The organism is Paenibacillus radicis (ex Xue et al. 2023), assembly GCF_024722015.1.
GTDB lineage: Bacteria > Bacillota > Bacilli > Paenibacillales > NBRC-103111 > Paenibacillus_S.
On the sequence record NZ_JANQBD010000019.1, the window covers coordinates 71,965 to 95,576 of the forward strand.

Below are 23,612 nucleotides of genomic sequence, written 5' to 3' on the forward strand. Positions count from 1 at the left end.
TTAAGTCTGTTATAATAAAATAAGCCTCCGGCCACTTATATAGTGCGTTCGGAGGTTTTTTTCAAGATTGGAGGAGCAAATTTGTTATTCAAGTTAGCTGCCTGGTTTTCTCGTGCTCGATCCAGTCGATGGAGCATATCAAAAATTATGTTTATTTCATTTTTTATTATGATTTTACTACCGATATTTTTAATAACCGTAATATCTGTGACGTTGTATCACTCCATTTTAATGGAAACCATCACTTCGCGTGCGACAACAACACTTGAGCTTGTCTCCTCTACTGTAGATAATGAAGTAGGCCGAATCAAGAAGACGATAGCGTCACTTCTTAAAGATCATGAAGTTAGCGCGAGTATCTCTCGAATCCTTAGAGCTGAAGATTTATTGGAGAGCCCTACCTATAAGCAGAAGCTTGATCAGCAATTGTCCAATTATTTCCACCATTATTGGCCAGATTTGATTTCGATTGTTTTTTTTCGTAAAAATCAAGGAGCCTATTATTATCAGAGAAATCTTAATTTAAATGAGAAAGAAATCAGGCAAACCCCATGGTATAGCGAGATGCTGCAATCAAAAAATAAAGTACACTTATTTGACGTTCAAGAGCAAGTATTTCTAGCTGACGCGGATATGAAATCCTCCTTCACGGCTGTGGTTGCCCCGGGAGACGACGGCCCATTCTTTGCCGATATTGATTTGATCCTGTTTGTTTTTAATGACAATATTTTGCAGCAGCATCTGGAGTCCCAGGTATCGAAGTCGGGTGAACTGCTTGTTCTAAATGAAAACGCTTCCTTCATAGTGTCTGGAAATACTGAGGGTTACAAAGGGGTTTTCGAAGATCCGTACTTATTAAGGGCGCAGAGAGAGGAAGCGGGCTATTATGTCGCTGAAATTAATCAGAAGGAATCATTCGTCGTTTATTTGACTTCGAAATTGGGATGGAAGTATATCCGAATCATTCCTTACGAACGGTTTATCAAAAAGGTGAAGGGTGTCTATGAACAAACCATTTGGATAGGCTCGATTGGAATAATCATTTTCCTGTTCATTTCTATTCTTATCGTATCCTACATTGTTAAGCCGATTCTCTCATTGGTCAAGCAAATGAATGTAATGAAAACCGGAAATTTGAACGTGCAGATCGCAGAGCGCGGTCCGTTGGAAATATTTTTGTTGTCCAAAACCTTCAATCAGATGGTGCTGCGGATGAAAGAATTAATTCTGGATGTCGAAGAGAAGGAAAGGCAGAAGAAACACGCGGAGATTGCTGCGCTGCAATCGCAAATTAACCCCCATTTTCTATTAAATACGTTAAATACAATCAAGCTGATGGCGGTTATGGCCAAGTCCCAGCATATTCAGAAAATGACCGAATCGCTTACTAAACTGCTCTCTTTTACATTCAACAGGGGAGGTATATACATTACAATCGAAGAGGAAATCGGGCTGCTGGGTCATTATTTAAATATTATGAAGGTGCGGTATGGAGATAGCTTTGACGTTGAGATTCGTGTGGAAGAGCGTCTGAAAAGTTTTCATATTCTTAAACTGCTGCTTCAGCCTATCATCGAAAATGCTGTTATTCACGGTCTCCAGAGTGCAGAGGGGAGAGGGAGGCTTAGTATTACGGGGGAGTTCATGAACGAGGAGTCTCTATGCTTTTGCATCCAAGATAATGGAGTCGGCATGTCGGATGCGGAGCTGGGAGAAATAGAACCTCAATACCCTAAGAGAGAGAGCTTCAACGGGATGGGGCTGCAGAACGTCCACCAGCGAATTCAATTGAATTATGGGCCTAAGTATGGACTGAAAATTGTGAGCAAGCCGGGTAAGGGGACAAAGGTGGATATTTGCCTGCCTTTATTAGAAGCCCCTTTGAATCTGGATTCAGGAGGTGATTGAATTGCTGCGGGTATTAATCGCCGATGATGAGCCGTTGTTTCGAATAGCGATGCGGGAAATGATACGCTGGGAGCATTATGATTGTGAGATCGTTGCGGAAGTATCCAACGGCGGAGAAGCTTTGCGGTACATGGAGCGCCATCCTGTAGACATCGTGATTATGGATGTGCAAATGCCGGTTCTAAACGGAATCGCTTTTCTTGAACAGCTGAAGGAAAGGGAAGAGAAGCATAAGCCGATGGTGATCGTACTCAGTGCGTACTCCAATTACAATTATGTACGGAAAGCCTTTTTATTAGGGGCGAGCGACTATATCGTAAAGGAGGATTTAGAGGAATCCGTGGTTACCCCTGTCATTGCTAAGGCGGTAGCCAAGCGGAAAGAACATATGCAAGAAACAGAGCAGCAGCTTCAGGAGTCGAAAATTCAGCAGAAGCGTATGAAGGAGCAAGCTCTTTTGCTGATCTTAAACCATGCTGCGGAAGATGAAGGCTTGCCCGAAGAACAAATAAGGATGATCAGGGAATGGCGGGCTGAATCGTCTCAGTCACGCCAGATTCTGATAAGCATATGGATCGATAGAACATTTTCCGAAGAATCGAAGGATCTTGATTCGCAGAAGCTGAGGTATATTTCAATTACCATCATGCAAGTACTGGAGGCCAACTATCCGGAATCTGTCATTGTGCCTTTTAATAAGGCCGAATTTGCTATATTGGTGGTTTATCCTGTCAACGAAAGCGTGCAGCATACGAGACATCGAATTATCGAAACAGTGAATACGATCAGCAATCATCTCAGACAGTACTTGAATATATCGGTCAGCATGGGGGTATCGCTTCCTTGTGCGGGGTGGATGCAATGGAGTGAGCACTATGATGCTGCGCGGCAGCTCGCGGCACTTCGTTTGTATAACGGACTCGGCCACGCTTACTTTCCTGAGGATAGTCCGTTTAAAAGCTCTCAATCGACAGTTACGCCGCTATGCAGCACAGGTGAACTCTTGTATAAGCTTGAAATGGGGACAGCAGATTGGAAGGGGGAATTCGACAAATGGATTCAAGCTGTAAAATCTCTCGGGGTCGTTGAGGCTGAAATTATTTTTCAACAATATAAGTCACTTCTAAGAGAGTTAAGCATGCTAATTCACGCTAAAGGGTTCACTTGGCCGGATATATTGGAGCATGCCGATTCTCCGTATGAACAATTGGAGCAACTGGAGTGGATGCCCCGGATTCATGACTGGCTGCTTGCAGTGCTGCACAAAATTTATAATGTTTTGGATTCGGGAAGGAAGGCGGCAGACAGCATTCCCAGGCTGATCGATAAGGCCAAGAAATTGATCGAGCGCCATTATGCCGCCCCGATTTCATTATCTTTGGTCAGTCAGCAGGTGGGGGTTAGCGAAAGCTATTTAAGCAAAGTATTTGTTAAAGACACCGGGGAAAATTTCAGTGAATATGTCACTCGATTTCGTATAGAGAAAGCTAAACAGATGCTGTACAGCGGCATGAAAATTTATGAGGTTGGTGAGAGTGTAGGTTATCCGAATCAGACCCATTTTAGCCGAATTTTTAAAAAGGTTACAGGAAAAACACCTCTGGAATTCAAAAGTGGAAAATAACCTCAGGTGGAACCGGCCAATTAAGCCGGCACTGCTTTCAAGTACAAAAACAGAAAAGAAAAGGACAAATATATGCATTTGAAAGCGCATTCGTTAATTGTAGAATTTGCATGTAACGTAACTACATTAGCGAAAGAGGTTAAAGTATGAACAAACTGTTAAAAGGATTGACGGTATTTTCGGTTGTAGCATCCTGTGTTTTAGGCGGTTATGGGAATTATGCCAAGGCGGCCGAGTCGAATATGGTGGAAATGGTAATCCCGCCTCTTCCGACGAACCTGAAGCAGACAGACGAACAAGATGCTTTTAATAAAAAAAATGGCCGTCCGCTGCCTACACCGGAATTTATGCAGCCATTGATTGATTCGTCTTTGCCATCTTATAAGCCGCGTAAGGATATCGAGCTCTCCGGCAGCTTTAAGGGTGCATCATCTGACGTGCTGCCCAGTCTTGTAAGTCTGTGGATTGAGGAGTTCAAGAAATATTATCCAAAAGTGAACATAGAAATAGTTCCTCCTTATGCAGGCAGCCTTGGAGCACGGGAACTACTTAAGGAAACGGTCGAATTTGTTTTCGTATCGCGGGAGCTTAAGCCTGAGGATGTCGTTGATTTCAAGGCACAGTATGGCTATGAGCCGCTTAGCGTCCCCATTTCAGGAGCTTCCTACCGGCACTTTGGATTCCTTGATTCTATGGGATTCTATGTCCATAAAGACAATCCGCTTGAGAAGCTGAACTTTGACCAGCTCGATGCATTATACTCGGCTACGCATCATCGTGGAGGAGGCGCTATCACTACATGGGGGGAGCTTGGATTAACCGGCGAATGGGCCGATAAGCCGATCAATCTGTACGGTATTCAGCCTTGGAACGGCTTCGAGGAGTTCATCCGTCAAAGAGTGTTGAGCACTGACGGACAACGTGGTGAATGGCGCGAGGGTATTACCTTTGATAAGCTTGTTTTTCCTGCAGCCGGCCGCGTAGCGGATGATCGTTACGGTCTTGGATATTCAGGCCTTGCTTACATCGATAAAGGTGTGAAATTGATTGCTCTGGCAGAAAACTCAACAAGTCCGTATTTTTCACCAACTTATGAGAATGTGGCAAGTGCTAAATACCCGCTGAGCCGCTTAATTTACTTTAATGTGAATAAGCAGCCGGGTAAGGAATTGAATCCGGTGCTTGATGAGTTTATGAAATTCATCCTGAGTAAAGAAGGACAGCAGCAGGTTCTCAAGCACGCAATCTACCTTCCGCTGCGTGCAGAGCAGGCAAGTGATAGCTTGGCTATGGTTACCGGTGTGCCGCAAGTGAAAGTAGCTATCAATAATGCGGCACAGAGCTTTGTGCAAGCTCCTGTTATCAGAGACGGCAATGTGTTAGTGCCGTTAGGAGATATCTTCGGAAAGCTGGGAGCCGCTGTTGTATGGGATGGCGACAAAAGGAGCGTAACGGCGAGTAAAGGGAATACGAAGCTGAAATTAACTATAGGCTCAACAACGGCCGTTCTCAACGGAGCAGAAAAAACGCTTGAGGTTCCAGTTCAGGTTGTCAGAAATCCTTCGAATTTCAATAGTACGATGGTTCCTCTAAGATTCGTAAGCGAAGCGTTTGGTGCCAATGTAACGTTTGATAAAGCCACCAGAACGGTTACTGTTAATACTAAATAACAGGACACACACAGCAGGTTAAAGATTATCATATGTTCCATGTTTCCAGAAGACATAACGGAAGAATAGGCTGCGAGCTATTGCTCGCAGCCTATAGGCGGTCTCTGATGCTATTTTTAGTACGATCATCTGAAGGCAGATATAATCATTGTGAAAGAGAGGAAGCATCAATGAGCCATACACAAGTATGCGGGTTATGTTACCAAGAAGCGAAGGAACCGACATGGGAAGGTGACATTTGCGATACATGCCAAGATATATTGGAATTTGGCTATCGCTCTTTTCCTGCTTACGAATTGAAGAATACAAACTCAGACTGCTTGTATAAAGAGCGGCCCTACATTTCTTCATGAAATCTTCATGATTAATATGGATGAAGATGGTATGATTGATTTGTAAATTTAGATTAAGTCTAAATATAAATTTAACTAGTCGCTGCTGCAGCTGAAATGACGCTGTTCAAAGACTTATGAGGAGGAACCTAAGATGAGCGAAGCATTAAACACTATTCTTAATCGGCAGATTGCCAACTGGTCCGTGTTGCATGTCAAATTGCACAATTTCCATTGGTATGTGAAAGGCCATCAATTCTTCACTCTGCACCTCAAATTCGAGGAGCTGTATACGGAAGCGGCTCTCCATGTGGATGTGCTGGCGGAACGCTTGCTGGCCTTGGGCGGAAAGCCGGTAGCAACCCTGCAGGGATACCTGGATGTGGCGTCGGTCCGCGATGCGGCAGGCATTGAGACCGCAGAGCAGATGGTTGGAGCCGTAGTCAACGACTTCCAGACGGTTATTAATGAATTGAAAGCCGGCATGAAGCTGGCGGCATCGTTGGACGATGAGACGACAGGCGACTTGCTGCTCGGCATTCATGCCAGCCTTGAGAAGCATGTCTGGATGTTGAATTCCTTCCTGGGGAAATGATTGATAGCAAGGGAATGATATGCAAGTCGAAGCCTCCGGTTTTTTAGCCGGAAGGCTTTTTCGGCTTGTATGCGATAAGCCCGCGGTCGGATAGCCGCTGTTTTGAGGTCATGTTACCTGGAAAAACTCCTGCTAATTATGCTGCATATTGCCTCGAACCCTAGCTTAGATGGAAAACCTCATGTTAATATCGCCTCCTATCCCTCTAGTTGGGGTTACACGCTGTATTAGAGGGAGGAAATCCATCTATATGCAATTTTCCTCCAAAAATTCTAAAAATAGATGGATGTTTTCCAGTTATTGTGGGTTGCATGGCGGTCGGTCCACGGGGAGTGGTCTCACGACTACTGAAACCTCTACACGATGGCGGATTTAAAGCTTTTAGTTCAACTTATATGGCGGGAAAATATTTGCTTGCTCTAAACGAAACGGGTGTTGTTATAATAAAGGGGTAAAATGCCAATTTACCAGGAAAGGTAACGCCCTTCATGATAAATGTGTCCAAAGCCTTGAAATTGACTTTATTTAAACGGTCCATTGTCCGTACGATGCTCTTGTCTTATTTGGTTGCAAACATTTTACTTATTTCAAGTCTTGGTTACTTGACCCTCCGTGATACAACAAGCCTATTTACCGAAGAAATTATCAATTCCAGCAAAAAGGTAATGGAGCAAGCGACGGTTGGTCTTAATTTCAATCTGGAGGAAGTAAAGCGAGCTTTGGTGTTGATGGGCACCCATCCTTCAGTCATCGCGTCCCTCAACTCCTTTCATTTGATGAATGCAGCTGAAAGAATCAATCACGAGAGACTCATCACGGATGCCAGCCGCAGCATCAGCTCCTCCTTAATTAGCGATGTTCTGATTATTGGCATCAATGGCTATATTATGAATTTGGATGGCAGGCGGTCCTTGAAGTGGGATTATGATTTCAGGCAGCAGCCGTGGTTTCAAAAAACGGTGGAGCTTCCCCAAAACAATTTCATTACTTTAGGCTTGCACAAACAAGACTATTATTTAAATGATTACGCCTCGAAATATAACCAGCAGACGTTATCCGTGGCAATTCCTATTTTAAATTTTGAGCAAAAGGTAGTCGGGTCCATTGTGTGCAACATCGATCTGGATCATTTGAACGGCTTGTTTGATTTAAGCGCTTCCGAATATAGCGGCAGCATGTTTCTTATCGATAAGGATGAGCAGATCATCGTTCATAAAAATAAAAGCTTGATCGGCACGCAGTTTTCCATTGCAGCAGGTCAGAGAGAGGGTAAGAACAATTTTATTGCCGATATCGATGGGCAAGATTATCTAGTTATTTATCATCCTGCGACGATTGGCGACTGGAAGCTTGTGTCCGCTGTTCCGATGTCAGAAATAAGGAAGCATACAAGTCCTCTCGGCAAAAACCTGCAAAGTATTCTGTATCTTGGTTTCGCGCTCAATATATGCCTAGGTGTCGTCATCACGATTCGGATTTCCAGACCGGTCAACAAGCTGCTTAGAACTTTGGACAAGACAGGGAATGAGAGCTTGGTAATTCGACCGTTCGATTACAGATATTCGGAGCTTAACCAGATTGGAATGAAGTTTGAAGACTTGATAGGAAGAATCAAACTGCTGATTGATCAGAACTACATCTCGCAAATCACTTTAAAGGAGACGGAGTTTAAAGCTCTGCAATCGCAAATCAATCCCCATTTTTTGTTCAATACGCTGCAGCTGCTGCAGACCGAGATCGTTTATGGAAATAACGAGGAGTCGAATCAAATCATTGTTTCCTTAAGCAATTTGCTCCGGTATTCAATGAACCATGCGAATGAAGTGGTATCGCTTCAGCATGAAATTAATAATGTGAAAGATTATCTGTTTATTTTACATAAAAAATTCAGCGGCAATCTTACTGTTCGATACAACATCCCGGATGCAGCCGTATTTGAGCACAGAACACTGAAGCTGTTGCTGCAGCCGATAGTTGAAAACTGTATCAAGCATGGCTTCCAGGAAGCTCCCTACAACAATGAAATATACATCAGTGCAACTATAGTGAGAAAAGGTATCCTCGTTTTAATTCAGGACAATGGAATAGGTATGGCGAAAGCCGAATTAAACCGTTTGCGTCAGCGTATTAATGAAGCATCCTATCAACCCCGCAATCATATTGGACTGGATAATGTGAACCATCGAATCCACTTAAAGTATGGCAGCGGCTACGGAATTTTTATTCGCAGTAAAGAAGGGGCTTACACGAAGGTATATATGCTGCTGCCAAGAACGGAATAAAGATTTAAAAGGAAGGAGTCGAGCGCTCTTGAAGCTGGTAATTGCAGATGATCAACAATCGACCCATCAATTTTTACATAAAATGATCGAATGGAAGTCGCTTGGAATAACGGAGGTGCATCACGCTTTTCACGGAAAAGAAGCTGTCGAACTTATAGCGGAGCTGTCCCCGGACCTGCTGATTTTGGATTTGAAAATGCCTATGTTAGACGGGATCGGTGTTCTGCGAGAGATAAGGGATTTGCCACAAAAGCCAAAAACGATGATCTTAAGCGCACATGACGAATTTGAATATGCCCGGGACGCGATGAGATTCGGTGTTCAGCATTACTTATTGAAGCCCATTGATATTGTGGCGGTAAGTCAAGCGGTAGAAATATTGCGCAAAGAGGTTGAGAGGGAAACGCGGGATCATTTGGAAGGTTTGATTGCTCAAGTATGCCGCTTTAAAACGATGGACGCTGTAACCTCACAATTGATCCATATCGGTTTTCAAGCTTTGGCTGTCAACGGATATTTATGTGTATATGTAAAAGAGCCGGACATGGAAGCAGGTCAAGCGGTATCCTTGCTCCCGACAAGCCCGTGCCAATTTGCAGTGCGAATAAATAATGCTGAAGCTTATATCGTTCACGGCCTGAAGGAGGAGCAAGCTGCAAGCGATATAGCCAGGTTGTATGAGAACGGATTACCGGACAGCGCGGTCATTGGCATTAGCGCCGTTCAACGGCAAGCCGATTTATTGGTAACAGGATTGCTGCAATGCGAATCGGCTGCCAAGGTGGGCTTCTATGAGGGCGGTGGTGTGTACGTTTATTCGGAATCGATGTTTACGGAAGCTCTAACTCAACATCAAACAGATGAAATGGTGAGAGGCATGCTTGCCAAGCTGGAGCTGGACTATTCGGAACAAGCATGGGAAAAAGCTGTCAGCACTATGTTTGCCGCCTTTCGTGATAAGAAGGTAAAGCCTGAGGCCGTCTACCAAATTTGTTGTCATTTACTATTTATGATGTTAAGCAAGAAGCAGGGGTATGAAGCGAAGTTTTCTGTGAGTATGCTGGAAGCGCAGCAAACACTGGAACAGCTGCAGCAATTGTTCTCGCAATACATGGTGGATATCATCGGGAGTATGCTGAAGCCTTCTTTTGCCCCCGAGGATACGATTTACCAAATTAAACAGTATGTAGAGTCGAACTGCAGCGAGGATTTATCATTGGACAGTATGGCAGCCAAATTTATTATGAATAAATATCAATTGTGCCGGTTGTTTAAACGCGAATTTGACGTTAGCTATTGGTCTTATGTAACTATGGTGCGCATGCAGAAGGCAGCAGAACTGCTGCTTTATACTTCTTACAAAGTGGTTCATATTGGGCAAAAGGTCGGGTATCCGGACGAAAGCCATTTTAGCAATGCGTTTAAGAAATATTACGGGATTAGACCGAAAGATTATAAGCACAAGCATACGCAAGAATCCTCAACAACAAATCAATAATATCAATGGGATTTATCGTTCATATTGCGTAAGATCAATCTTGTAAGCGCTTTTACATGAACGAAAGGGGATAGAAAAAGAATGAAGAGATTATGGTCTGTGCCGATTGTTTTGAGTTTGCTGACTACAGCTGCCGCCGGATGCAGTACATCCGGGGAACCGAGCGGAGGGAGCGCAGCGCCCAAAGCGGGTGATAAGGTGACACTTAGTATTTTGTCATGGGAAAATGAAACGAAGATGAAGCCGGTTGTCGATGGCTTTAAGCAGAAATATCCGAATGTCACGTTCGATTTCCAATATGCACCGCCAGTAAAGGACTATATCGAGAAGCTGAAAACATTGCTGCTTACCAACTCTGGCCCGGACCTCTTCGTTATGGCGCTGGAAAACAGAGATCTGATTGACGGAGGCTATACGCTGGATATTACTAATGAGCCCTTCATGAAGGGGATAGCGGAAAATAACAAAAAGGCCTATTCGAAGGATGGCAAGGTTTATGCTTTATCGCAGTCCTCATGGGTTGGAGGTATTTTTTACAACAAGGATTTGTTCACCAAAGCGGGCATTGCCGGCGAGCCAAAAACATGGCAGGAGCTCGTTGACCTCTCCGGTAAGCTTAAAGCCGCAGGCATTACGCCCATTCTAAACAACACACAGGACGCGGCGGTGAACATGGTGACCTCCTTGTTTGCTTCACAGACGCTTTCGCAAAATGCCAATTTTGACAAAGAGGTTCTGGAGGGCAAGAAGAAGTATGCGGACGGATGGACCGAACCCATAAAAATCTGGCATGAGGGTATGGTGAAGCCCGGATTCATTACTTCCGATATGGTCGGTTTGAATGGTGATCAGGTGGTCAGCGAGTTTTCCGCCGGAAAGACGGCTATGATTCTTGGCGGCCCTTGGAATATTGGAGCGATCGACAAGCAAAATCCGAATTTGAAATACAGTATGATACCGGTTCCGGGGTTGAAAGCGGGCAGTGAATATTATTTCGGAGCGCCGGGGATTGCTTACGCGGTTAACAGCAAGACGAAAAATAAAGACTCGGCATTGAAGTTTTTGGACTATTTATCCAGCCCGGAAGGCTTGAAGGCCTATTATGAAGGCACGGGACAAATTATTACGGCCAAAGGCTTCGAGCACACGGTACATCCGTCGCTAGAAACCGCCTACAAAGGATTGTTGAGCAACCGGACCTACATTCCGATGGCGGAGTGGAGGAAGCATACGGAGGCGATCCGCAACCAATATATTATTTCATTGCAGGATCTGCTGTTGAACAAAATAACACCGGAGCAAGCCGCACAATCTCTGGATAAAAAGTTCAAGGAAATGGAAGGCAAATGATGTTCAAGGCCCCCATCTCCCGGCATGTTCAATATGGTATTTTCCTGGTCCCTGCGCTTATTGCCTATACCTTGTTTACCGTCTACCCGATGGTCAAAACATTCGTGTACAGCTTAACCAATTTCAATGGGATGAGCAAGCAAATGGCATTTGTCGGCTTCAACAACTATGTGCAGGTTTTTCGCGATGACGCCATTGTTTCCGCTTTATTATTTACCTTGTTCTATACGTTTTTCTCTGTTGTGGCCATTACTTTATTAGCGATACCACTCGCGTTAGTGCTGGATTTGAATTCTTATACGAAACATATGCAGCGAGCCATCTTCTTCTTTCCATCCATCCCAAGCGGCTTGCTGCTTGGGTATGTATGGGGCTTTATTCTATCTCCTATTTCATCAGGAGTTGCTAACCGGATTTTGCATGCTCTGTTTAACATGAAGGCTGTACCTTGGCTGTCGGACCCTCTATTAGCGAAGATTTCATCGGTTATCGTCCATGTATGGTCGAGCACCGGCTGGCATGCGATTCTATATCTTGCTTTTCTGCAGTCCATTCCGAAGGATTATTACGAGGCAGCAAGTATTGATGGAGCAAGCCGGTGGCAGAAAATCAGATTCATCACTCTTCCGATGCTGGCTCCGGCCATGACCGTTAGTGTCATGCTGCTGGTTACCGGGAGCTTGAAGGTGTTTGAAATCCCGTTTGCATTGACCAAAGGAGGCCCAGGCTACGAAACGTATACGGTTACCCAAGTCATTATTACACGTGGGGTATCGGAATTGCAGTACGGAAAAGCGTCGGCTATGTCGATCATATTCTTTCTGTGTATCCTGCTTATTACGTTCGTTCAGTTCGGTAAAATGCAAAAAAGAGAGGAAAACCTGCAATGAAGAAGGACCGGAAGCTGCTGCTGCTTGATGTGCTGATGCTGCCGTTTTGCCTGGTTACGTTGTTTCCATTTTATTATATGGTGATCAACACGTTTAAGACATCAATGGATGCCAATGAGAATCCGCTATCACTGCCTGGGGCGTTCACACTGGAAAATTATAAGCAAGTATTTGCGCAAACGCCGGTGTTTCAGAGCTTTTTTAACAGCTTGTTCATTACGGCTTGCTCGGTCTTATTGATTGTGCTTATAGGTGCTATGGCAGCCTATCCTATCGTGTATAATCCGAGCAAATGGATGAAAATCGCCATGTATTACTTGTTATGCGGCTTTTTGATTCCATTTCAATCGACGCTGATTCCATTGTTCGAGCTTATGCGGGACTTGAATTTAGTTAATACAATGAGCGGGCTTATCGTGTTTTATACATCGGGCTCGGTGTTCTCGTTTTTTCTAATTATGGGTTATATGAGAACCGTTCCGAAGGAATTGGGCGAAGCTGCTATCATTGACGGCTGCTCGGTAGGAAAGATTTTCTGGGTTATCATTCTCCCATTATTAAGGCCCATCACAACTACAGCCCTTATCTATCATACGATGTGGATATGGAATGATTTTCTTGCCCCGATGCTGTTTCTTAACACGAGAAAAAAAGCGACATTGGTATTGGAAATTTATCAGGCGAGAGGACAGTTCAGTGTGGATTGGCCATCCTTTATGTCATTAACTGTTCTGGTGCTGCTGCCCATTCTGGTGTTTTTTATTGTCATGCAAAAGCATATTATTAAAGGTCTCGTTGGCGGGGCTATGAAAGGATAAAGCTTAGAGGATACCAAGTTAAAGGAGGCTAATTTATGATCAAACCGGTGAAAATTATACTGGATACCGACATAGGTCCGGATTGCGATGATGCTGCTGCACTCGCTGTACTGCACGCTTTGGCAAGCCGCGGAGAGGCAGAGATTCTGGGCATCACCCATTGTACCTCCAGCCCCTGGGGGGCAGGCTGCATAGACGCCATCAACCGATATTACGGCCGATCTGATATACGTATTGGAACGCTGAAGGATCAGGGCTTTCTGGATGGTGAGCAGTATCATAAATACAACCGCCGTATTTGCGAAACACACCCTAATCCATACGGGGAAGGACATGAACCGGAGGATGCGGCCGTGCTGCTTCGGGAGCTTCTGGCGGCGGAGCCGGACGGCAGTGTCGTAATTGTTGCGATTGGTCCTTTGCGCAACCTGCGCCATCTTTTGCAATCCCAGCCCGACTCGTTATGCCCGTTAAGCGGAAGGGAGCTGGCTGCCCGGAAGGTTGCGGAGCTCGTTGTCATGGGAGGGGCATTTCCTTCAGGGATGGAATGGAATTTTCAGATGGATGCTCCATCTGCGAGACTTGTGGCGGAGCAATGGCCGACACCGGTCATGTTCAGCGGCTTTGAGATCGGACATGAACTGATGACGGGCGAGCGGCTATTTCTGGAAACCCCCGAGCACAATCCGGTACGCCAATCGTATGAATGGTACTTGGGACGGCAGGGAAGCCGGAACAGCTGGGATTTAACCGCTGTGCTGTATGGGGTTCGCGGGCTTGCCGGGTGCTGGGAGGCAAGTCCTGCCGGTTGTGTGAAAGTAAGAGCTGACGGGGAAAGCGAATGGGTAGCATCCCCGGATCAAGGGCATCGTTATTTGATGCCAAGTATGGACTTACGGGAACTGGAGAAGCTGATGGAGGATTTGCTGGTTCAGTACCCGTAATATGCGGCTTTATCAAGCCATAGTAAGCAGCTAAAATAAGCTTGGAACCTCTTCGATACAGTCCTCCGAGTCATTCTTCACATTGCCGACCGTGCTTGATACAGGATAGACGGACATCTCACGGTCATCATACGGCTTCAATAGCGACATTAGCAGCCCGACGTCCGGATTGCTGCGGTTCAGCCATGTTTGTTCATCTTCGGGGCGCAGAATCACAGGCATTCTATTGTGAATCGGCTCCACCAACCGGTTCGGGGCGGTTGTAATAATGGTGCAAGTGCTGATCTTGGTGCCGTCTTGGCTTAGCCAGGTATCATATAATCCAGCCATGCTGAATATATCGCGGTCCTTCATCACGATACGCATCGGCTGCTTGGCAGTGCCTTCCTTCTTCCATTCGTAGAATCCGTCAGCAGGAATCAAGCAGCGCTTCCGGTGAATGAGGCTTTTGAATGCCGGCTTCTCAAGCAGCGTTTCGGAGCGGGCATTGATCATGGAAGCGGCCGATTTGGCATCTTTGGCCCATGAAGGAACCAATCCCCATCGAAGCTCTCCGATCCGGTTATGTTCGCCGTCATGTACGATCGCCATTACCTGCTGCATGGGAGCTACGTTATATCTTGGGATGTGATATTTGATGGTAGGCATATCCAGATGAAACCTTAGCATGAGCTCCTCAAGTGTTACCGTGATTGTATACCTTCCGCACATGGAGCACACCTCCTTTTACTCAGTATAAGCGATTTTACTAACAGGTTAAAACTTTACCGGATTGTACGCAAGGATCGATTTGGCTATGGAATACATACTTATGGGCAAAAATGGGAACCCTTCAGATACTAACTACTGAAGATCCAAAGGGAACCTCATGATGAGCGACATTTCAACCAATTCTATGGATCCAATATCTGCCTATCTTGGCGAGAACTCGCTTCGATTGCATCAATTGTACGATACATGCAGTGATATGGTTTTTTTGGAATGTTCTTTCGGGCATAAGCTGCGTGGATTGTTTGTTTACTTTGATGGACTTACCGATGACGAACGTTTGAACGAAATCAGGCATCAGATAAGCTCATTGGAGAAGGATTACGACGAACGTGTTGAATTGGAAGGAGCGATCCGCAGTGAGATCGCTCATTTTAGTTTCAAGGAAGTATGTACGTTCACCGAATTGAATGAGCAGGTGACTAACGGGAATCCCGTTTTATTGATCGATGGAATGACGGAGGGGCATGCGTTTTCTCTTGCGAAATGGAGAAAAAGAGCGATTGAAGATCCTGTAGCGGAATCCGTTATAAGAGGTCCGAGAGAAGGCTTCTCAGAATCATTGACCGACAACACGGCCATGCTGCGCAGAAAGCTGCGCGACTCCAGGCTGAAAATGAAAGGAGTAGAAGTCGGCCGTTACAGTAAAACTCGCGTCATGATCGCTTATATGGAAGAGCTGGCAGCGCCCGGACTTATTAAGGAAGTGGAGGAGCGGCTTTCGAAGATTGATGTGGATGGTGTCTTGGAAAGCGGGAATATCGAGGAGTTTATTGAAGATCAGCCCTATTCCCCCTTCCCGCAGGTTATGGCGACCGAGCGTCCCGATACGGCTACCGCGGGGCTGTTGGAGGGCAGAGCGGTAATATTGACGGATGGGACGCCGTTTGTGCTTGTTGCTCCTATTGGTTTTTTCTCGCTGGTACAGTCGCCTGAGGATTACTACCAGCGGTTCATGATTTCTATAGCCATTCGCTGGCTTCGCTATCTCTTTTTGCTGGTGGCGCTGCTCCTTCCTTCTGCTTATGTGGCCATTCTCACTTATCATCAGGAAATGATCCCTACCGCGTTATTGCTCAGCGTAGCTAAATCAAGAGAAGAGATTCCGTTTCCTGCGTTGATGGAAGCCATTATTATGGAAATTATGTTCGAGGCTTTACGAGAGGCGGGCGTCCGCCTTCCCAAGCAGGTCGGTGCGGCCGTCAGTATCGTCGGTGCGCTCGTAATTGGGCAGGCCGCAACATCCGCAGGCCTCGTATCCTCTCCTATGGTGATGGTAGTGGCGATTACCGGAATTGCGTCCTTCATGCTTCCGCACTATACGATGGGCATTTCTATCCGATTGCTGCGCTTCCCGATCATGTTGATGGCTGGATTATTAGGGCTGCTCGGACTACTGCTGGGCGTAATTGCGATCGTCATTCATCTGAGCTCGCTTCGCTCCTTCGGTCTTCCGTATTTGTCTCCTCTGGGGCCCGGAATGAAGGAGGAATGGCAGGATGTGCTGCTAAGGATGCCTGCATGGTCGCCTTCCAGAAGGCCTCGTTTGACAAGATCAGGGGGCGGGCAGCGCCGGGGCAAAGGTGGGAAGCCTGCTCCGCCTGTTAAAGAAGAGAGTGATCAGGGATGAAAGGAACCGGAATCCGCAGTATGCTCCTGCTCGTTATAGGCGCAGCCTCTTGCCTGCTCTCAGGCTGTTGGGATCGGATGGAAGTGAATGATATGGCGATCATTCTGGCGGCGGGCATCGACCAGGGGGCTCATAATGAAGTCGAGCTCTCCCTTCAGGTGTTCATTCCAGCAAGCGGCAATTCCTCTGTTATGACGCAGGATAGCAGAAAGTCAAGTGGAAGGGGGGAGCAAACCTTGGTTAGTGTCGCCAAGGGGACATCTCTTGCTGATGCCGTATCCCATCTTCAGGAGCGCCTTTCGAGGAGGCTGTTCTGGGGACATAACAAAATTTTTGTGTTCGGCAAACAGAGAGCTGAAGCTGGAGTCAAGGATGATTTGGACTTTCTTCTACGCTATGTTGAAATGCGCGAGCGAGCGGATATATATGTTTCGGAAGGCAAAGCCATCGAAGTCATGAGGGTTATTCCCGAGCTGGAGCGCAGCTCAATGGAAGCTCTCCGCGAGTTGTCCAAGACGGAGGTCAGCACGGAAGTGGATCTGAGGGATGTCATTGAACAGATCGTGGAGACCCCAGGGCAAACGTTCTATGTTCCCTATGTGCTGAGCGGCTCGGCCATGTCGCATGAAAACTTTGTGCGCAATACGGCAGCTCCCTATTTCAAAGGTTTAGCCATCTTTAAAGAGGGGAAAATGGTAGGCAATGTAGATAATAATTTGACACGCGGAGTGCTTTGGTTAAGCAATAAAATAAAAAAATCAACGATAACCGTAGTTCCAGCATCAGTGCCCGGAAACGTCTCGATCAGCCTTTCGAGAAATGAGAGCCGCTTGAAGCCCCACATTAATGCAAACGGTAAATGGGGGTTAACCATTTCTATTCAATGTGAAGGGGATGTGCTGCAGAACACCTCCAGTCTCGATTTGATGAAACCGGATCAGATGCACTTAATTGAGGAAAAAGCGAGTGAGCTTATTCGAAGTCGGGTAATGGGCGCACTTGAAAAAATCAAAAAGGGTATGGGCGCGGATGTATTCGGGATCGGGGAAGCTTTTCACCGAAAGTATCCGCGTCAGTGGAATAAAGAGAAGATGAAATGGAGAGAGAGCTTTTCTGAGATGGATATCGAGCTGACTATTTACGTCCACATACTTCGTCCTGGTATTATGAGCAAAAATATCCCCTCGTTAAATCAGAAGGAGCGATAGGATGAATGGAAACTCTGTATGGATACTTGGAATCATTGGCGGATTGATGTGGTGGATAGACAGCAAAGCACTGAAAAGTGAAAAGCGGGCGAGTCTCATTTATTTAGGCTTGCTGGGCCTTAGCGGGTCGATTTCCCTGATCCTTGTGTTTTATCCGGAAATGCCTGGTCCAACTCAGTGGATCGATGCATTGTATAAGCCGCTCGGCAAGCTGATACAGCCTTAAAATTTATATGGACATATGGAGGCGAGAGATGGATAGAGGCAGAATATCTTGCTTGCAGTTGGCTTTTCTTATGTTTCAGTGCTTGCTGGGCTCATCGGTGCTGCTCATGCCCGCTATTACAACAAGCTTGTCAGGAAGAGATATGTGGATGACGCCCATTGTTGCTTCTGTCGGCGGCTATTTCATCGTTTGGCTGGCTGTGAGGCTGTACAGAATCTCACCGCAGGGCTCTATTCAAAAGCTGCTGGAACTTGTATTTGGCAAGCTGCTAGGCAAAACATTCGGTTTGCTTTTTTTACTATTTCAAATCCATATTTTATCTATCGTCATACGGGATTACAGCGATTTCATTCTTAGCAATTTTTTCTTCAAAACACCTTTGCTGCTGATCACGGGAAGCATGGTATTATTATGCGCCTGGGTCGTCAGGGAGGGAGTGGAAGTGCTGGCCAGATGCAGTCAAATTTTCCTGCCTGTAGGGCTTCTTTTTACTTTGCTAACCTTCGTATTTTTGATACCAGAGCTGACTCCTAATAAGATTCTTCCGGTTTTTGAGCAAGGCATGATGCCATTATTGAAAGGCTCGATTGTCGTGGAAGGCTGGTTTTGCCAGTTCATGCTGGTGATCTATTTCTTGCCGCGGATCAAAGATGAGAAGAAGATACTGAAATGGGGAGTTCTTTCCGTAACGGGAGTAGGGGTTATGATGCTTGCTGTAAACAGCTTCGTGTTCATGCTTCTGGGCGACAGCTCCTCCTATTACAATTACCCGGTATTCATGGCGGCGAGGTACATCAGCTTGGCTGATTTTTTTGAACATGTGGAAGCTACGCTGATGATGGTATGGGTGCTGGCCGCTTTTATCAAAATCAGTGTTTTTTATTATGCGATCTCTATTGGATTCACGGAATGTTTAGGGTTGAAAAGCTACAAAGTGATCGTGTTGCCTATAGGATTATTGGTGATGGTAACCTCTTTCTGGTCAGCAAGGGATTTCCAGATTCTGGCCTCCTTCGTTTCAACAACGGGGACTATATATATTCTTGTGGGATATATGGTATTCCCCTGCCTCGTCTATATCGCTGCCTCGATCAAGAAGCGGCTATTTGCCCATCTATTCTAAAGAAAAGTAAATGTATATATATTCCACTTGCATAAGAACAGGCTGTTCGGTATATAATAAAAATACGAACACCAGTTCTTAATTTGAGGTGGTTTTGTATGAGCATTGATTTACTAAGATATGTAGGCTGTATGGTGGAGATTATCTACGTGGACCGATCCGGTAAGTTTTCCAAACGGCTGATTAAGCTTCGTTCGCTTAGCAATGAACATGCCGTTGCCTACTGTTGTGAACGGAAAGCGCCGCGGCTATTCAAAATAAGCTGTATTCTGGCCGTTGCGCCCGCGGAAAAGTCTGTTATATGAAACAAGCGCCGCTACTTACACTCGAAGAGCTTCAATTCGTTAAGATGGGGATTATTCTGCCTGTCATGCTCGATGTGCTTCAACGGGATATCAACCAGATCAATCAAATTAAGCTGAAGCTGAATATTCTCTACATCATGAGTCTCGGCAAGGCACAGGACAGCGCTCACTCTGAATTAATGGAATTGAAGGCAGAGCTGCGGAAGCGCGGTATCAAGATAGTTGAAGAAGTTCGTGCAGCCGAGGGAATACAGGCCAGGTTCAAATGCCGCGGCTATGATCATAAGCTGCTGCTTCAGTGGGAGAAGGTGCGGACGGAAATTTTGCAGAAGGGCAGTCAGTATTTGGGGATTATTTTAACGGATGGTGGATGAGGACCGATGGGAAGCAAACAACAGCGAGTGATTTTTTTAGCGGATTGTCAAAGTTTCTACGCTTCGGTAGAGAAGGCGGCGCATCCGGAGTACAGGGATAAGCCTCTGGTCGTGGCGGGAAATCCAGAGGAGCGCCGCGGTATCATACTTGCTGCTTGCCCCCTTGCCAAGAAGTTTGGAGTTACAACCGCGGAGTCGGTGAAAGAGTCGATCGCCAAATGTCCGGACCTCATTATTATTAAGCCGAGAATGCAGAAATATATCGATGTTTCGTCACAAATTACGGAAATTCTTGAGTCGTATACCGATTTGGTAGAGCCCTATTCCATTGACGAGCAGTTCGCCGACCTCACCGGCAGCATTCGCCTGTTCGGCAGCCCGCTGCAAATTGCCAAAGCTATTCAAGCCAAGGTGTGGAGTGATACAGGCGTATATACCCGCATTGGCATCAGCGAGAACAAAGTGATCGCGAAGATGGCCTGTGACAATATAGCGAAGAAGAACGAGACGGGGCTATGGCAGATGAGCAGAGAGGATATGCCGAAGATGCTCTGGAACTATCCCTTGAATAAGATGTTCATGGTAGGCTCGCGGATGACGGCCCATTTTGAACGTATGAACATCCGTACTATCGGCGAATTAGCGAGGGTACCGCTAAATGAGCTCAAGATCATGCTGCGCAAACGTATGGGCAGGCAGAGTGACATTCATGCTGAAATGCTTTGGAAAATTGCCAATGGAATGGACGATGCCCCAGTCAGTCCATTTACTCATGGAACTGTGCAAAAGGCGATAGGTCACCAAATGACGCTCCCCATCGATTTTCGTACTATGGATGACTTGCGTGTCGTACTGCTTGAATTGTCTGATCTGGTATGCCGCCGGAGCAGATGCAAGGGGCAGATGGGGTGGGTGGTGTCAGCCGGAGCGCAAGGTGCTGACTTTGATTACCCGACCGGCTTCTATCGGCAATCCAAGCTTCCGGATCCTACGGATATCACCAAGTATGTTTACGAGGCGGCTTGTCGAATTTTCGAGAAGCATTGGGATGGTTCGCCTATTCGCAAGGTCGGCGTAACGCTCTCATCGCTCGTCCCGGCTGATAGCTACCAGCTGACGCTTTTTGACGACAGCGAACGGCTGCGGAAGCTGGAGCGGGAAACCGATTTGATCCGCGACAGATTCGGTGACACAGCGATTATGCGCGCATCCTCATTAACGAACGCCGGGCAGGCGGAGAGAAGAAGTAAAATGATCGGAGGGCACTGGAAATAATGAGAAAGAAACTGGAAGGCAACGGCATGTGGGAGAGCAGCCGGATGATGCTGCCCGAGCATAAGGACCGGATTAACCGTCATAACAAGGAGCTTGATATCAAGAGAATGCCGATCCTGGACGAGCAGAAGCTTGAGATCATAAACAATACGCTGCGGGAAGCGTTCGAGGGGCGGCAGGAAATTGCGCTTACCCTGTTTCACCCCACGCAAAGCTATACTGTAATAGGATATATAAGCAAATTTGATGTGTTGAATCAGAGAATATGGATGGGACAGAAATGGATAAATTTATCAGAGATCATTGATTGTAAATAATATAACTTCGATAGGCTAAAGAGAGGTTTGCTTATAGGTAAGCAGTCTACTGCTACTTCTCTCCATGAGCGACTCTAAACATATGCCCGTTGATATCCCGAAAGGTAAACTCCCTTACGCCCCAAGGCTTGGACTCAATTTCCTGAATAATTTCTACATGTTTGCTCTTATAAAGGTCATAAATCTCATCGGCGTTTTCCACAAAGAGATAAGAATGGGACCTGTATACGGCAAAATGATCTTGCTTATCCAGATGAATCTCGATATCTCCGCATTGTACGACAGCATACCCGTCCTCATCCCATACCGAAGCTACTTCAAAGCCGAGCACGTCCCGATAGTATTCAAGAGACGCCTTGACATCGTTCACGGGTAAGATAGGTATTAGACAGTGAATATAGCTTTGCATATAGGTCCACCACTTTCCTTAAAAGAATGTTATTTAGTACTTGGGGCTTGCTAATTGACCTCTTCTGTATCATAATAAGTAGTCTAGAAATTGATGCAGGGAGATCTGATTGAACAATGGCAACCACGACTTTAGATGAGGAACAGAAGCAAGAATTGGAACAGATAGAGATTTGGAAGTGCAAACAACCTGAGTGCAAAGCTTGGACGCGTAAGGAGTTTGTTAAAGAAGACTTGCCGGATTGTCCTTTATGTAAAAATCCAATGGTGCGGAGCTATAAACACGTGCCGGTTGTACATAAAAAAGGTAACAAAAAGTTTCTTGTAGGCAAGGGTCGTTCTTAACAATCGTATATCAGGGAATTATTGGGAAGGGCTGCCGCGATGCAGCTTTTTTTGCCTATATAGAATTATATGTTTCGGGGCTCCCCGCAAAGTATCTGAATCAACTTCGAAGCAAGACCCCACTTTGTGGGGATTTTTTGTCGCTATAACGAATATGCCTTAGTCCAAGCTTTAAGAAACTTGAGCTTTCGGTCAAAATAGCTGTCATCCTGCCAAGCGCCCCAGAGGGCGCTATTTCCTGTATGCAGCCCCATCAGCCATAGTTGTCTTACTGCAACGAAGACTGGGATCGCTTCAAGATCAGTCTCTTGTAAAGGGCGTTCTTTCATATACGCATCGAGAAAAGCATCCCAGCATTCATCCTTGAACTCCTCCTTCTTAGTACGGGATTCGACCCGGCACCATAGAAAAACAGAGAGATCGTAGGAGCGCCATCCTCTGCCACAGCAGTCAAGATCGAAATGTGTCAGCGCTTCGGCATCCGTGTAATGAACGTTCCAACCATGCAAATCTCCGTGACAAGCTCCCCAGTCGAGCAGACCCTCAGGCAACGCATCAAGATAGCCTCTTAAACGGTGGGACACTTCTTGTACCAAGGCGTAATCATCCGGACGATGCTGCAAAAAAGGGAGGATATGCTGAACAGGTTCGTCCAGCAGATGCTTCGCATCGAGCGAAAACCGGCTGTGCGGAGGCATATATTCGTCTGCAGCCCGGTGCAGGAGGGCGACCGAACGCCCAAATATTCGACTCGTCTGCGCATCGACTTTCGTTTTTCCATGGGCGAATGTGAATAATACCGCGTACCGCAGCCCTTCCGGCGCTTCAAGCTCCGTCAACCATCCGCCGTCAAGCCGTGGAATCGGTGTAGAAACTGGAATTCCATGGTGATGCAGATGCACTAGAAAATCCAGCTCATAGAGGATATCCGATTCGGATCGCCATTGATGTTTATAGATGCGCAGAACGAACGACCCCTGGTTTGTTTCAACTATATAGGTGTCGTTGAGGCCGTTCATAACAAATCGACTCGAAATTGGAGTTCCAATGTTATAAAGCTTAGTGACAGTATTGAACAGCTCCTCTTTGTGGAACACGGTATGTACAGCTGGGATATGGACTATGTTAATCTCTTCCTTTCAGCTACGATATGGAGGTGTATGACTATCTTATTTCAAATGGAATAAAAAGGGAATGGGGACGATCATTATATTGGATTTTTCCTCGCTCCAGTTTATGCGTAATATTCGGTTGAGAAAAACGTCCGATAGGCTGACTATGTTATACGATATACCGGCTTTTGGGAACGAGAGTATGTATGGAGGTAAATTGAAATGCTTGCTTTAATGATGCATCTAAATACAGAAGGGACAGCTCCAAAAGTAGCTTTAGCTACTAGGGGCTGCCCCTTCTGTGTTGCTTAAGTGATGGCGCGAAAACCGATGATTAAAGGTTGTTTTCATTCTAGAGGAAACTAACTAGGATTTTCGGACGGCTGCCGGACAATAGATGGAAATCCTCCCGTTAATCCAGCCTGGATATCGTTTGAAACTAATATAACTGGAAAAACTACAGCTAATATAGCTGATATGGATGATAGTAGCCAAAATATTCAGAATTAGCATGAGAAATTCCAGCTATAGGGCTTGGAACGCTATTTTCGGAGTAATTAACCCGACATTTTCCCGATAATTTGCATGGAGGGTTCTTTGCAACCGGATA

22 protein-coding genes are annotated in these 23,612 nt (G+C 45.9%); 19 read left to right on the top strand and 3 right to left on the bottom strand.

What is annotated here, in order from left to right; all coding sequences use genetic code 11:
• Positions 1–147: 147 nt before the first annotated feature.
• The 10 genes from NV381_RS24225 (at position 148) to NV381_RS24270 (ending at position 13,911) form a co-directional block, all read left to right on the top strand.
• Positions 148–1,908: a sensor histidine kinase gene (locus tag NV381_RS24225; RefSeq protein WP_258215865.1), complete on the top strand. Its 1,761-nt coding sequence runs from the start codon at positions 148–150 to the stop codon at positions 1,906–1,908.
• A gap of 1 nt (position 1,909) precedes the next feature.
• The gene (locus tag NV381_RS24230) at positions 1,910–3,532 is read left to right on the top strand and encodes a response regulator transcription factor (protein ID WP_258215866.1); all 1,623 of its coding nucleotides are present in this window, start codon (positions 1,910–1,912) and stop codon (positions 3,530–3,532) included.
• Between the two features lie 146 nt (positions 3,533–3,678).
• Positions 3,679–5,202 carry a stalk domain-containing protein gene (locus NV381_RS24235; protein WP_258215867.1) on the top strand — a complete coding sequence of 508 codons (1,524 nt, stop codon included), beginning with the start codon at positions 3,679–3,681 and terminating at the stop codon, positions 5,200–5,202.
• A 486-nt stretch (positions 5,203–5,688) separates the two neighbouring features.
• On the top strand, positions 5,689–6,129 hold the full coding sequence (locus NV381_RS24240; RefSeq protein WP_258215868.1) for a Dps family protein: 441 nt from the start codon (positions 5,689–5,691) through the stop codon (positions 6,127–6,129).
• A gap of 488 nt (positions 6,130–6,617) precedes the next feature.
• Entirely contained in the window at positions 6,618–8,411 is a 1,794-nt protein-coding gene (locus NV381_RS24245) for a sensor histidine kinase (RefSeq protein ID WP_258215869.1), read from the top strand.
• 28 nt (positions 8,412–8,439) lie between these two features.
• Positions 8,440–9,909, top strand: coding sequence for a response regulator transcription factor (locus tag NV381_RS24250; protein WP_258215870.1), 1,470 nt, complete (start codon positions 8,440–8,442; stop codon positions 9,907–9,909).
• A gap of 81 nt (positions 9,910–9,990) precedes the next feature.
• Positions 9,991–11,259 (top strand): ABC transporter substrate-binding protein, encoded by a 1,269-nt coding sequence (locus NV381_RS24255; RefSeq protein WP_258215871.1) that lies wholly within the window; start codon positions 9,991–9,993, stop codon positions 11,257–11,259.
• A complete protein-coding gene (locus NV381_RS24260; protein ID WP_258215872.1) occupies positions 11,256–12,149 on the top strand; it encodes a carbohydrate ABC transporter permease in 894 nt (297 codons plus the stop codon). The genes NV381_RS24255 and NV381_RS24260 overlap by 4 nt, the downstream gene beginning before the upstream one ends.
• Entirely contained in the window at positions 12,146–12,967 is an 822-nt protein-coding gene (locus NV381_RS24265; RefSeq protein WP_258215873.1) for a carbohydrate ABC transporter permease, read from the top strand. Before NV381_RS24260 ends, NV381_RS24265 begins: the two co-directional genes overlap by 4 nt.
• Before the next feature lie 35 nt (positions 12,968–13,002).
• Positions 13,003–13,911, top strand: coding sequence for a nucleoside hydrolase (locus NV381_RS24270; protein ID WP_258215874.1), 909 nt, complete (start codon positions 13,003–13,005; stop codon positions 13,909–13,911).
• A gap of 30 nt (positions 13,912–13,941) precedes the next feature.
• Here the strand turns inward: NV381_RS24270 and NV381_RS24275 are convergent, their stop codons facing one another.
• Positions 13,942–14,622, bottom strand: coding sequence for an SOS response-associated peptidase (locus tag NV381_RS24275; protein WP_258215875.1), 681 nt, complete (start codon positions 14,620–14,622; stop codon positions 13,942–13,944).
• Positions 14,623–14,779: 157 nt separating this feature from the next.
• On the opposite strand from NV381_RS24275, the gene NV381_RS24280 reads away from it, so the two are divergent.
• The 8 genes from NV381_RS24280 to NV381_RS24315 all read left to right on the top strand — a co-directional run bounded on the left by NV381_RS24280 (position 14,780) and on the right by NV381_RS24315 (position 21,137).
• The gene (locus tag NV381_RS24280) at positions 14,780–16,309 is read left to right on the top strand and encodes a spore germination protein (protein WP_258215876.1); all 1,530 of its coding nucleotides are present in this window, start codon (positions 14,780–14,782) and stop codon (positions 16,307–16,309) included.
• Entirely contained in the window at positions 16,306–17,517 is a 1,212-nt protein-coding gene (locus NV381_RS24285; protein ID WP_258215877.1) for a Ger(x)C family spore germination protein, read from the top strand. Before NV381_RS24280 ends, NV381_RS24285 begins: the two co-directional genes overlap by 4 nt.
• Position 17,518: 1 nt before the next feature.
• Positions 17,519–17,743, top strand: coding sequence for a hypothetical protein (locus NV381_RS24290; RefSeq protein ID WP_258215878.1), 225 nt, complete (start codon positions 17,519–17,521; stop codon positions 17,741–17,743).
• A gap of 28 nt (positions 17,744–17,771) precedes the next feature.
• The gene (locus NV381_RS24295) at positions 17,772–18,866 is read left to right on the top strand and encodes a GerAB/ArcD/ProY family transporter (protein WP_258215879.1); all 1,095 of its coding nucleotides are present in this window, start codon (positions 17,772–17,774) and stop codon (positions 18,864–18,866) included.
• 98 nt (positions 18,867–18,964) lie between these two features.
• Positions 18,965–19,171 carry a hypothetical protein gene (locus NV381_RS24300; protein WP_258215880.1) on the top strand — a complete coding sequence of 69 codons (207 nt, stop codon included), beginning with the start codon at positions 18,965–18,967 and terminating at the stop codon, positions 19,169–19,171.
• Positions 19,168–19,545 (top strand): hypothetical protein, encoded by a 378-nt coding sequence (locus NV381_RS24305; protein WP_258215881.1) that lies wholly within the window; start codon positions 19,168–19,170, stop codon positions 19,543–19,545. The genes NV381_RS24300 and NV381_RS24305 overlap by 4 nt, the downstream gene beginning before the upstream one ends.
• Positions 19,546–19,551: 6 nt before the next feature.
• The gene (locus tag NV381_RS24310) at positions 19,552–20,820 is read left to right on the top strand and encodes a DNA polymerase IV (protein ID WP_258215882.1); all 1,269 of its coding nucleotides are present in this window, start codon (positions 19,552–19,554) and stop codon (positions 20,818–20,820) included.
• Complete coding sequence (locus NV381_RS24315) at positions 20,820–21,137, top strand: YolD-like family protein (protein ID WP_258215883.1); 318 nt, start codon at positions 20,820–20,822, stop codon at positions 21,135–21,137. The genes NV381_RS24310 and NV381_RS24315 overlap by 1 nt, the downstream gene beginning before the upstream one ends.
• 52 nt (positions 21,138–21,189) lie before the next feature.
• On the opposite strand, the gene NV381_RS24320 is transcribed toward NV381_RS24315, so the two are convergent.
• Positions 21,190–21,546, bottom strand: a complete 357-nt coding sequence (locus tag NV381_RS24320; RefSeq protein ID WP_258215884.1) for a bleomycin resistance protein — start codon at positions 21,544–21,546, stop codon at positions 21,190–21,192.
• Positions 21,547–21,662: 116 nt separating this feature from the next.
• Here NV381_RS24320 and NV381_RS24325 point away from each other — a divergent pair, with 116 nt between their 5' ends.
• On the top strand, positions 21,663–21,890 hold the full coding sequence (locus NV381_RS24325; protein WP_258215885.1) for a cold-shock protein: 228 nt from the start codon (positions 21,663–21,665) through the stop codon (positions 21,888–21,890).
• Between the two features lie 143 nt (positions 21,891–22,033).
• On the opposite strand, the gene NV381_RS24330 is transcribed toward NV381_RS24325, so the two are convergent.
• The gene (locus NV381_RS24330) at positions 22,034–22,909 is read right to left on the bottom strand and encodes a phosphotransferase enzyme family protein (protein WP_258215886.1); all 876 of its coding nucleotides are present in this window, start codon (positions 22,907–22,909) and stop codon (positions 22,034–22,036) included.
• Between the last annotated feature and the right edge of the window lie 703 nt (positions 22,910–23,612).